Here is an 11510-nt window from a genome sequence, read left to right on the forward strand (position 1 = left end):
GCGTGCCCTCATCCGGCAAGCCCGTACCCACTACCGCTGGAACACCCGCCCCACCACCCGCCGCCTCAAATAACACCTACTGACGGTCCCTCTAAGTGATCGGAACGAGGAGCGCGCGTGCCGGGGCAGCTCGCGTGGGACGCGGCGGCGCCGGCATGCGCGTTGAGCTTGCGAGCCCCGCAGTCCCGATCGGAGGAGCACAGTGATCGGAAAACCGTCTCGGGTCGGGAAGGTGTTTCAGTACCTGGCGCTGCTGGCGTACCTGGTCTTCCTGGCGTTTCCGCTGCTGTGGCTGCTCTCCACCTCGTTCAAGCCACCCCGTGAGCTGGTCAAGCTGCACCCGACGCTGATCCCGGACAACCCGACGTTCAGCAACTTCGTGCAGGCGTTCACCGAGCAGGAGTTGGGTCGGGCGGCCTGGAACAGCCTCCAGGTCTCGCTGGCCTCGGCGGTGCTCACCGTCCTGATCGCGTTGCCCGCGTCGTACGCCTTGGCTCGGTTCAAGAGCAAGCTCGGCACGGTGGCCCTGGGCTGGGTGCTGCTCTCCCAGCTCTTCCCGTTCGTGCTGTTGATCATCCCGATCTTCCTGGTGCTGCGGCAGGCGGGGCTGGCCAACACCCACGCCGGGCTGATCCTGATCTACGTGGTGTGGGCGCTGCCCTTTGCCCTGTGGATGTTGCAGGGCTTCGTCCGCAACATCCCCCGGGAACTGGAGGAGGCTGCCGCCGTCGACGGGGCCAGCCGGTTGCAGACCCTGCGTCGGGTGGTGTTCCCACTGCTCGCGCCGGGGCTGGTCGCCACCGCGCTGTTCTCCTTCATCTCCGCCTGGAACGAGTTCTTCTTCGCCCTGGTGCTGATCAAGACCCCCGAGTTGGCGACCCTGCCGGTGGCCCTGGCCCGGTTCGTCGGCATCGAGGGCACCGCCCGGCTCGGCCCCCTGGCGGCGGGTTCACTACTCGCCACCATCCCGAGCCTGATCTTCTTCGCCATCATGCAACGCCGGCTCTCCTCCGGATCGATGGCTGGCGCAGTCAAGGGCTGACCGCGTACTCGGCGCGGTCAGCCATCCCCCACAAAGGAGTGGTATCCCCCATGTCCCTGAAGAGATTCGGTCGTCGACTCGCCGCCACCGCGGTGGCGAGCGTCGTCGGCCTGGGCGCGCTCGCCGGCTGTGGCACCGGCGACGACGAGCAGAGCGACGGTCCGGTCAAGCTGCGGTTCCTCAGCCTGGCCTGGCAGAAGGAGTCGATGCAGGCCAACAAGGACCTGGTCGCCAAGTGGAACGCCGACCACCCGGACATCCAGATCGAGTACGTCCAGGGTGACTGGAACTCCGTCCACGACCAGCTGCTGACCTCGTTCGAAGGTGGCGACGCGGCGGACATCGTGCAATACGAGGCGTCCGGGATCGGTGACTTCAGCAAGCAGGGCTACCTGGCTGACCTGTCCGACCTGATCTCTGGTGACCTGAAGGGCCAGATCGAGCCGGGTATCTGGGACACCGCCACCTACGACGGCAAGATCACCGGCGTGCCGTTCCTGCTGGAGTCGCAGGTCGTCATCGCCAACAAGAAGCTGCTGGATGAGGCCGGCATCGCGGTCCCGGCCGCCGACGGCGGGTGGACCTGGGACGAGTTCCAGGCCAACGCCCAGAAGCTCACCACGGCAGGCCGGTTCGGTGCGGCCTGGGCGCTGAAGTCGCCCACCAACCGGGTGCTGAACCTGGCGTTGAACTACGACGGCAAGTTCTTCTACACCGAGAACGGCAAGACCGAGATCCGGGTCGGCGACGGGGAGAAGGAAGTCCCCAAGCGGATCCACGACATGATCTACACCGCCAAGTCGGCGACGCCCGAGGCGTTGGGCATGAGCGGTGCGGACACCCTGCCCGGCTTCTTCGCCGGCAAGTACGCGATGCTCCCCGGCTCGGTCTCGCTGCGTCAGCAGATGGTGGAGCAGGCACCGGAGGGCTTCGAGTGGGTGACCCTGCCCCCGATCAAGGGCCTGTCCAGCACCCAGGCGGCGAACCCGCAGACGCTGTCGGTCTCGGCGGACTCCAAGCACAAGAAGCAGGCCGTGCAGTTCCTGGAGTACTTCCTCAACCCGACCAACATGGCCACCCTGGCCAAGGGGGACTGGCTGGTGCCGACCGGCAAGCAGGCCAACGAGGAACTGGTCAAACTGACCGGCGGTAAGCAGGGCTGGGACGTGGCCGCGGACAGCGCCGCCGACCTGACCGTCGCGCCGTTCCAGAAGGCCGACGGCTACCCGGAGTGGAAGACCAAGTACGCCACCCCGGCACTCCAGCAGTACTTCGCAAACAAGATCACGCTCGACCAGATGGCGACCCAGCTGGTCGACGGTGGGAAGCAGGTTCTGAGGTAACCATGGGACTCTTGCTCGACAAGTCGGTTGGCTGCCTGGTCGGTGCTGCGGTGGGCGATGCCCTCGGCGGGGCCACGGAGACAGCCTTGCCCGAGGAGATCCAGGCCCGATTCGGCGGCTGGGTCGACGGCATCGCGCCGCCGTTCCACGCCAACTGGGCCACCGCGCGGCCAATGGCGCCGTACCACAAGGGCGACGGGCACATCACCGACGACACGTTGATGACCCACGCGCTGGTGCGGGCGTACGCCAAGAAGCGCGACCACCTCGACGCGTACGACGTGGTGGAACTGCTCGTGCCCGACCTGATCGAGCGGGTGGTCTACATTCCGGACCTGGAGCGGGACGGGCTCACCTTCCACCGCCTGGCCGCTGCCGAGCGGTGGTTGGTGACCCGCCTGCACCACGCCCACGCCGACCCGCGTGAGGCGGGCGTGGGCAACATCGTCAACTGCGGTGCGGCGATGTACATGGCACCGGTGGGCATCGTGAACGCGGGCGACCCGGCCGGGGCGTACGCCGAGGCGGTGGAGATCGCCGGAGCCCACCAGCACAGCTACGGGCGGGAGGCCGCAGCGGTCTTCGCCGCCGCGGTCGCCGCCGCCATGGCACCGGGCGCGACCGTCGACGACGTGGTCGGCGCAGCCCTGGACCTGGCCCGGGACGGCACCCGCGCCGCCATCGACGCGGTGGTCACCCAGGCCCGGGAGTACGACGACTGGCGCGAGGCGATCAAGCCGCTGCGCGCCGCCATCGCCCCATACGACACGGTGGGCGAGGACTACCGCCGCCCGGGTCTGGGTGCACGGCGGCCCAGCCGGCTGCACTCCATCGAGGAACTGCCGGCCGCGTTGGGCATGCTGGTCGTGGCGAAGGGCCAGTTCCGGTCGGCGGTGCTCGGCTCGGTCAACTACGGGCGGGACTCCGACTCGACCGCCACCATGGCGGCGGCGATCGCCGGGGCGTTGGGGGGTGCCGAGGCGGTACCCACCGAATGGTCGTCGGTGGTGGCCGAGGCGTCCCGGGTCGACCTGGCCGAACCAGCCCGGGTGCTGGCCGAGGTGGCGGGTGCGGTGTTCACCCGCGACCAGGAGCGGTTCAGCCGTCGGGCCGCCCGGTTCCGGGAGCTGGCGCTGGGTGGGAGCGCGAGGAGTGAGCTTGCGAGCCCCGCAGTCGCGACCGAAAGACTGACCTGATGAGACTGACCTGGGTGCAGCCGGAGGACCTGCTGCCGCACGAGCTGGCGGCCAGCCGGGACGAGGGCCGGGACGTGTCGGCGGTGCTGGACCGTTGGGTGGCGGCCGGTGGGTCGCCCGACGCGCCGGTCAGTGGCGCGTCGGCCACCCCGGCCGGGCCGGCACTGCGGGCGTTGGCGGCGAAGCTGCTCGACGTCTGCGACGCGTTGCCGGCGGCCAGCTCGGCCACCGAGCCGGAGACCCTGGACGCGATCCGGGCGAACTGGCCGGCGACCTGGGCGGTGTCGGCCGGGCCGGTCGACCCGGACCGGATGCACGGGGCCTGGCTCGGCCGGGCCGCCGGCTGCCTGCTCGGCAAACCGGTGGAGAAGATCCACCGGCAGGGCATCCGGGAGATTCTGGAGGCGACCGGTCGGTGGCCGCTGTCGGCGTACTTCACCGCTGTCGGGTTGCCGGACGACGTGGCGGCCCGCTGGCCGTGGAACCGGCGCAGCAAGGTGAACAGCCTGGTCGAGAACATCGACGGGATGCCGGAGGACGACGACCTCAACTTCGCGCTGCTGGCGCTGCGCGTCCTGGAAACCCGGGGACGGGACTTCACCAGCGAGGACGTCGCCCAGGCGTGGCTGGACTGGGTGCCCGGCGGTCGGGTCTTCACCGCCGAACGGGTGGCCTACCGCAACCTGCTGCTCGGGCTCGCCCCGCCGGCCACCGCGTTGCGGCACAACCCGTTCCGGGAGTGGATCGGCGCGCAGATCCGTACCGACGTCTACGGCTGGGTCAACCCCGGCCGGCCCGATCTGGCCGCCGAGATGGCCTACCGGGACGCGGCGGTGAGCCACGTGCGGGCCGGCGTGTACGGGGCACAGTGGGTGGCCGCGATGACCTCCGCCGCCCTGGTCGCCACCGACGTGGACACCGTGCTGGACGTGGGCGAGTCGGTGCTGCCACCGCAGAGCCGGTTCGCGGCGACGGTACGTGAGGCGCGGGCGCTGGGCGCGTCCGGCGCCGACTGGGAGTCGGTGGTCGACGAGCTGTACGCCCGGCACGGGCACCTGCACTGGGTGCACGTACGCAACAACGCGGCGCTGGTCGCCGCCGCGCTCGCGTACGGGAAGGGTGACTTCCAGCGGTCGATCTGCGCGGTGGTCAGCGGCGGTTGGGACACCGACTCGACGGGGGCCACGGTCGGCTCGATCACCGGGGCGTTGACCGGGGCGGCCGGGCTGCCAGCACAGTGGATCGGGCCGTTGCACGGCCGGCTGCGCAGCAGCATCGCCGGCTTCGACGGGATTGGCTTCGCCGAGCTGGTCGACCGGACCCTGGGATTGGCAGAGCGGGCATGACCGGGATGGAACAGCAGGCATGACGGGGATGGGGGAGCAGGCATGACCGCACGGGTGGTGGTGGTCGGCAGCGTCAACCTGGACCTGGTGGTGAACACACCGAGCCTGCCCCGGCCGGGGGAGACGGTGTTGGGGCACGGGTTCGACACCGTACCCGGGGGCAAGGGGGCGAACCAGGCGGTGGCCGCCGCCCGGGCCGGCGGTGAGTGTGCCTTTGTCGGCGCGGTCGGGCAGGACGGTTTCGCCGGCCAGCTGCGCGACAACCTGGCCGCTGCCGGGGTGGACGTGACCCGGCTCCGGTCCGTCCCCGGCCCGTCCGGGGTGGCGCTGATCGCGGTGGACACCTCGGCCGAGAACTTCATCGTGGTCGCTCCCGGGGCGAACGGCGAGCTGACCCGGTTGGCGGAGGCGGATAAGGCTTTGGTGACCGCCGCCGACGTGCTGCTGTTGCAGTTGGAGACCCCGCTGACCGCGGTGACCGAGGCCGCCGAGGCGGCCCGCGCCGGCGGTACGACGGTCGTGCTGAACGCCGCCCCGGCCCGGTCCCTACCGGCGGAGCTGCTCGCCCTGGTCGACGTGCTGGTGGTGAACCAGGGCGAGGCGGCGGCCATCGTGGGACGCGACGACGAGCCGGACGCACTGCTGGACGCGCTGCTGAGGCTGGTGCCCCGGGTGGTGCTGACGCTGGGCGCGCGGGGCGCCGCGTACGCCGATCGGGCCGGGCTGCGGTCGATGGTGGCCGCGCCGCGCATCGACGCGGTGGACACCACCGCCTCCGGTGACTCGTTCACCGGGGCGTTCGCGGTCGCCTGGGCTGACCGAGTCGCCCCGGCTGAGGCGTTGCGCTGGGCGTGCGCGGCGGGGGCGGCCTGCGCCCGGCGGGCCGGTGCCTCCACCGCCATCCCGACCCGGGACGAGATCGACGAGTTGTACGCCACGACCTACGGAGCGACAGGGTGAACCTGGACCCCAATTTCAACCCGTACGTGCCCCGGCCGATCGACCAGTCCACCGAGGTGCCGCTGGCCCCGGAGGCCGACCTGTCGGTGCTGGACGAGGCGAAGATCTTCGCCGCCCCGGACGATCCGGTGCACTGGCCGGCCTGGCGGGAGCGGATCACCGCGTGGCGTACCGAGGCCAAGGCCCGGATCGGCTACGACGGCAGCCACTACGACGAGATCCCCACCGACTGCTTCAGCGTCTGCCTGGCCTGGCTCTGGGACGAGACGCTGTACGACCACGAGCGCGGTGTCTTCACCGTCGAGCGGTTCATCGCCGAGTCGGAACGGGACTTCGGCGGCTTCGACGGGGTGGTGCTCTGGCACGCGTACCCGGTGATCGGGCTGGACGACCGGAACCAGTTCGACTACTACCGGCAGGTGCCGGAGTTGCCGGCGGTGGTCCGGCAGTTCCAGGAGCACGGGGTACGCGTCTACGTCGACTACAACCCGTGGGACACCGGCACCCGCCGGGAGTTGGCCGCCGAGGCCGAGCAGATCCCCGACGCCGAGGTGGTTGCCGAACTGGCCGGGCAGCTCGGTGTGGACGGCGTCTTCCTGGACACCCTCAAGGAGGGGGCGGGCGAGCTACGCAAGACCCTCGACGCGGTACGCCCCGGGCTGGCGCTGGAGGGGGAGTCCCGGGTGCCGCTGGCCCGGATCGCCGACCACGGCATGTCCTGGGCGCAGTGGTTCGCCGACTCGCCCGTACCGGGGGTGCTGCGGGCCAAGTGGTTCGAGCGGCGGCACATGCTGCACCACACCCGGCGGTGGAACCGTAGCCACCTGGACGAGCTGCACTCGGCCTGGCTCAACGGGGCCGGCATGCTGGTCTGGGAGACCGTCTTCGGGGTGTGGGTCGGCTGGAACGACCGGGACCGGGCGGTGCTGCGGGCGATGCGCCGGGTGCAGACCAGCCACGCCGAGTGGTTACGGTCCGAGGACTGGGTGCCGCTGGCCGACCACCCGGGCGGTGACCTTCCCGTGTACGCGTCCCGCTGGACGCACCAGGATCAACCACTGTGGACGATCGTCAACCGGGGTACGGCGTACGACGGGCCGTGGCTGGTCACCGACACGCGTTCCGGGCAGCGCTTCGTCGACCTGGTCACCGGGGCCGAGCTGACCGTGACTGCGCTGCCCGACGGGCGGGTGAGCGTCGGCGGGACGCTCCCGGCCGGGGGCATCGCGGCGGTCACTGTCGCCACCAGCGACACGACGGTCGCCGCCACCTCCGCCCCGGCGGTCGCCGCCACCGCCGACGGGAACCTGCCGCAGCCCGAGCCGGCGACCGGTGACCCGAGCTTCCCGGCCCGGGAGGCGGTTCGCGTTGCCGTGCCGGTGGTGCCCCGAGCCGACGTACCGGAGGGGATGGTGGCGATCGACGGCGGGCGACGGGACCTGCTGGTCCGCTACCGGGTACGGGAGACCGGCCTGTACGGCGAAGCGCCCTATGTGGACGAATGGAAGCCGCTGCCGCCCCGGCTGCACGGCACCGGCACCCGGCACCGGACGGTGTCCCTGGGCCGGTTCGCCATCGATACCCACGAGGTGACCAACGCCCAGTTCGCGGCGTTCCTGGCCGCCACCGGATACCAGCCAGTACGCCCCGAGCGGTTCACCGCCGGGCAGGGGCCGGCCGACGCGCCGGTCACCCACGTCGAGCTGGCCGACGCGCGGGCGTACGCATCCTGGGCTGGGCTCCGCCTGCCGACCGAGGACGAGTGGCAGGTGGCCGCCGAGGCGGGACTGATCCAGCGGCGTGACCCGCTGGTGTGGAACCTGACCGAGAGCGAGCACAGCGACGGTCGTACCCGGTTCGTGATCCTCAAGGGCGGCATGGCCTACCAGGCCGATGGTTCGGACTGGTACTTCGACGGTGGTCCGCAACCACCGGAGGTGAGCATCAACCTGCTGCTGCTCGGTGCCGGCATGACCCGCTCGGCGTCGATCGGCTTCCGCTGCGCCGCCGACCTGACCGAGACCGCCGCCGACCTGACCGAGCCTGCGCCGGACCGGCCGGAGACCGCCGCTGACCTGCCCGGGGAGGGTGCCGCATGACGCCGCTGCACGGGGTGAAGGTGGTCGAGTTGGCCACCCTGTTTGCCGGCCCGCTGGCCGCCGCGTTCCTCGGCGACTTCGGGGCCGACGTGATCAAGGTCGAGCATCCGGCCAAACCGGACCCGTCCCGGGGCCACGGCCCGGCCAAGGACGGGGTCGGACTCTGGTGGAAGGTACTCGGCCGCAACAAGCGCACCGTCACCGCCAACCTCTCCGACCCCGACGGTGCGGAACTGCTGCGCCGGCTGATCGCCGACGCGGATGTGCTGGTGGAGAACTTCCGGCCGGGCACCCTGGAACGCTGGGGGATCGGGCCGGCGGAGCTGCACGCCATCAACCCCCGGCTGGTGATCGCCCGGATCAGCGGCTTCGGGCAGATCGGCCCGTACGCCCGCCGCCCCGGGTTCGGCACCCTGGCCGAGGCGATGAGCGGCTTCGCCGCTGCTACTGGCGAGCCGGACGGGCCGCCCACCCTGCCGCCGTTCGGGCTGGCCGACTCGGTGACCGCGCTGGCCACCGCGTACGCGGTGATGCTGGCCCTGCGCGGCCGGGACCTGACCGGGGCCGGGCAGGTGGTCGACCTGGCCATCATCGAGCCGATCATGGCGATGCTCGGCCCGCAGATCACCTGGTACGACCAGCTCGGCTACGTCCAGCCCCGGCTGGGTAACCGGTCCAACAACAACGCGCCGCGCAACGCGTACCGGTGTGCCGACGGGAGCTGGGTGGCAGTGTCCACCAGTGCGCAGAGCATCGCCGAACGGGTGCTGCGGCTGGTCGGCCGCCCCGAACTGATCGACGAGCCGTGGTTCGCCACCGGCAGTAGCCGGGCCGCGCACGCCGACGTACTCGACGAGGCGGTAGGGGCCTGGGTGGCGCAGCGGAACCGGGATGAGGTGGTGGCCGCGTTCGAGGAGGCACAGGCGGCGGTCGCGCCGGTCTACGACGTACGGGACATTCTGGCCGATCCGCAGTACGCGGCGCTGGGCACCGCCGTCACCGTGCCGGACGAGGACCTCGGCGAGGTACGCATGCAGAACGTGCCGTTCCGGATGTCGGCGACGCCGGGGCAGATCCGGCACGCCGGCCGGGGACACGGCCAGGACACCGATGCGGTGCTGACCGAACTGGGCCTGACCGCCGACGAGATCGCGGCACTGCGCGAGCGAGGCACGATCTGATGGCTGACGTCCCGCCTAACGGCGCTGATGTGGTCTCCGTCAGTGCCGCTGACATGGTTTCGCCCGCCGTGGCTGCGGTCGTCCCGCCGACCGTTGCGTTGACCTGGCTCTACGTGCCCGGTGACCGGCCGGACCGGTTCGCCAAGGCGGTCGACGCCGGGGCCGACGTGGTCATTCTCGACCTGGAAGACGCGGTGGTGGCCGGGCGCAAGGCGTACGCCCGGGACGCCGTCGCCGAGTTCGTCTCGTCGACGCATGCCGTGCCGCTACAGGTACGGGTCAACGAGCTGACCGGCCCGGACCTGCCGGCCGACCTCGCGGCGGTGGCCGGTCGACCGGGCGTGGCCGGACTGCGCCTGCCCAAGGTGGAGTCCCCGGTCGACGTGGTGACGGTGGCCGAGCAGCTGCCCGGCACCCCGCTGCATCTGCTGATCGAGTCGGCGGTCGGGCTGGAGGCGGCGTACGCCATCGCCAGCGCACATTCGACGGTGGCCTCGCTCGGGCTGGGCGAGGCGGACCTGCGCTCCGATCTCGGGGTGACCGGCGAGGAGGGCCTGCTCTGGGCGCGCGGCCGGGTAGTGGTCGCCGCCCGCGCCGCCAGCCTGCCGCCACCGGCCATGTCCGTGTACGCCAACGTCACCGACTCAGACGGGCTGGCCGAATCCTGCCGGGCTGGCCGGCGACTCGGCTTCATCGGCCGGACCGCGATCCACCCCCGTCAGCTTCCGGTCATCCGGGACGCGTTCCGGCCCTCGGCGGAGGAGGTCGACCGGGCCCGGGAACTGCTCGCCGCCGTCGCCGAGGCACAGACCCGCGACTCGGGGACCGTGGTGCTGCCCGATGGCCGGTTCGCCGACCGGGCGATGGTGGCCGCCGCGCAGCGCACCGTCGCCCTCGCCGCAGCACCCTGAGATCAGCCGTCGGTCATCCGAGGTCGCCGATCAGGGCGTCGTGGCGGGCTGACCAGCGCATCCGACTTCTTCGACCTGCACCCGGACGGCCAAACGCTCGCCGTCGGCACGATGCTCTACCAGGGGTACGGGGCCGAGATCCATCTGATCGACATCGACGCAGAGTGCTCGGGTCGGGGCGTGCGTGCGCCGTGGTTCCGTGCGGGACGGGGCAGCCAGGCGGGGCAGTGCCGTCTGTCCTGTATCGACCGTCACGGAGCGGGGTAACCAAGTTTCGCATCGGTACGCGTTGCTCTACGATCATGTTCCGCTACGGAGAGCCGCGTCGTGTGGTGCTGCCCTTCGCAGCGTAAACCCCCGACGAACTGGAGTTTTCTCGTGCGACGTCTTGTGGCGGCCACCGCCATCGCTGCGGCACTGACCCTGGGCATCACCGGCTGCGGCACCGAGGAGGAAAAGTCGGCTCCCCCGGCGGCGGCTCCGACGACCGCAGCGGCTGCGTCCACCCCCGACCCGAAGGCCGCGACCACGGCTGCCTGCAAGGAGGCGGTCAGCGCGGGCGAGACCGTCGCCGCCTCGATGGAGGCCGAGTTCAAGGCGATGCTCGACGCTGCGATGAGCGGCGACGAGGCGAAGGCGACCGAGCTGGAGAAGGCGTTCCGGGCGAAGCTCAAGGCCTGGTCGGACAAGCTGACCACCCTGGCCGGCCAGGAGGCCGATCCGGCGGTGAAGGCCACGTTCACCGAGGCGGCGGCGGCCATCACCGCGCTCAACAGCCCGGACGACAAGACGCCGTCGAACCAGGTGACCAAGAAGCTCGCCGAGGTGGCGCAGAAGGTCAAGACCGCCTGCGCCTGAGCATCAGGAGTTACCAGTAGCACCCGTTGTTCGGCCCCGGTACGACTGCTTGCTGTCAGTCGTACCGGGGCCGATGCCGGTTATTTCCCGGGCAGGATCACCGCTTGGGCGACTACCACCCGTACCCCGTCGAAGGTCAGGGCCGGGGATCCGTACAACTGGGTAGCCATCGGCGAGGGCCTGGCTCACCCGTTGACAGAAGGTCGCGTCGTCCGGGCCGGTCAGCAGGCGGTAGCGCAGCCGTTGTTCAGGCTTTTCCTCGGTCACGCCCTGACGGTATCCATCAGCGCACCGCCAGCCCAACCAATGCCGACGGTGCCCTGACCATCCGAGGCTGCGGCGACTCCCGTGGTGATTAACAGTCCGGAGGACAAGACGCCGGCGAACGAGGTGACCAAGAAGCTGGCGAGGTGGCACGGAATGTCAAGAACGCCCTGCTCCTGAGTTGGGTTAGGCGGCGGTACGCAAAGGTCGGGCCGGGGCAGCTGCCCCGGCCCCCCAGCCCCATAGTAAAGCATAGCGTGAAGATAGCCCGGATTGTTATTTGGTCGATGATGGTGGGGGGGGTTATATG

10 protein-coding genes are annotated in these 11510 nt (G+C 70.9%); 9 read left to right on the forward strand and 1 reads right to left on the reverse strand.

Annotated features, from left to right (window positions below; all coding sequences use genetic code 11):
* The first annotated feature begins 232 nt into the window (after positions 1–232).
* The 9 genes from ACWDV4_RS30395 (at position 233) to ACWDV4_RS30435 (ending at position 10936) form a co-directional block, all read left to right on the forward strand.
* Positions 233–1042 carry a carbohydrate ABC transporter permease gene (locus ACWDV4_RS30395; protein WP_449985864.1) on the forward strand — a complete coding sequence of 270 codons (810 nt, stop codon included), beginning with the start codon at positions 233–235 and terminating at the stop codon, positions 1040–1042.
* Between the two features lie 50 nt (positions 1043–1092).
* Positions 1093–2385 (forward strand): ABC transporter substrate-binding protein, encoded by a 1293-nt coding sequence (locus ACWDV4_RS30400; protein ID WP_449985866.1) that lies wholly within the window; start codon positions 1093–1095, stop codon positions 2383–2385.
* A gap of 2 nt (positions 2386–2387) precedes the next feature.
* Complete coding sequence (locus ACWDV4_RS30405) at positions 2388–3581, forward strand: ADP-ribosylglycohydrolase family protein (RefSeq protein ID WP_449985869.1); 1194 nt, start codon at positions 2388–2390, stop codon at positions 3579–3581.
* Entirely contained in the window at positions 3581–4927 is a 1347-nt protein-coding gene (locus ACWDV4_RS30410) for an ADP-ribosylglycohydrolase family protein (protein WP_449985872.1), read from the forward strand. The genes ACWDV4_RS30405 and ACWDV4_RS30410 overlap by 1 nt, the downstream gene beginning before the upstream one ends.
* Positions 4928–4969: 42 nt before the next feature.
* Entirely contained in the window at positions 4970–5887 is a 918-nt protein-coding gene (locus tag ACWDV4_RS30415) for a ribokinase (protein WP_449985874.1), read from the forward strand.
* Positions 5884–7986 (forward strand): formylglycine-generating enzyme family protein, encoded by a 2103-nt coding sequence (locus ACWDV4_RS30420; RefSeq protein WP_449985876.1) that lies wholly within the window; start codon positions 5884–5886, stop codon positions 7984–7986. Before ACWDV4_RS30415 ends, ACWDV4_RS30420 begins: the two co-directional genes overlap by 4 nt.
* Positions 7983–9167: a CaiB/BaiF CoA transferase family protein gene (locus ACWDV4_RS30425; RefSeq protein ID WP_449985878.1), complete on the forward strand. Its 1185-nt coding sequence runs from the start codon at positions 7983–7985 to the stop codon at positions 9165–9167. Before ACWDV4_RS30420 ends, ACWDV4_RS30425 begins: the two co-directional genes overlap by 4 nt.
* The gene (locus tag ACWDV4_RS30430) at positions 9167–10078 is read left to right on the forward strand and encodes an HpcH/HpaI aldolase/citrate lyase family protein (RefSeq protein WP_449985880.1); all 912 of its coding nucleotides are present in this window, start codon (positions 9167–9169) and stop codon (positions 10076–10078) included. The genes ACWDV4_RS30425 and ACWDV4_RS30430 overlap by 1 nt, the downstream gene beginning before the upstream one ends.
* 378 nt (positions 10079–10456) lie before the next feature.
* Positions 10457–10936 (forward strand): hypothetical protein, encoded by a 480-nt coding sequence (locus tag ACWDV4_RS30435; RefSeq protein ID WP_449985883.1) that lies wholly within the window; start codon positions 10457–10459, stop codon positions 10934–10936.
* A gap of 3 nt (positions 10937–10939) precedes the next feature.
* On the opposite strand, the gene ACWDV4_RS30440 is transcribed toward ACWDV4_RS30435, so the two are convergent.
* A complete protein-coding gene (locus tag ACWDV4_RS30440; protein WP_449985886.1) occupies positions 10940–11203 on the reverse strand; it encodes a DUF1737 domain-containing protein in 264 nt (87 codons plus the stop codon).
* Between the last annotated feature and the right edge of the window lie 307 nt (positions 11204–11510).

It is taken from the genome of Micromonospora sp. NPDC003197 (genome assembly GCF_053590565.1).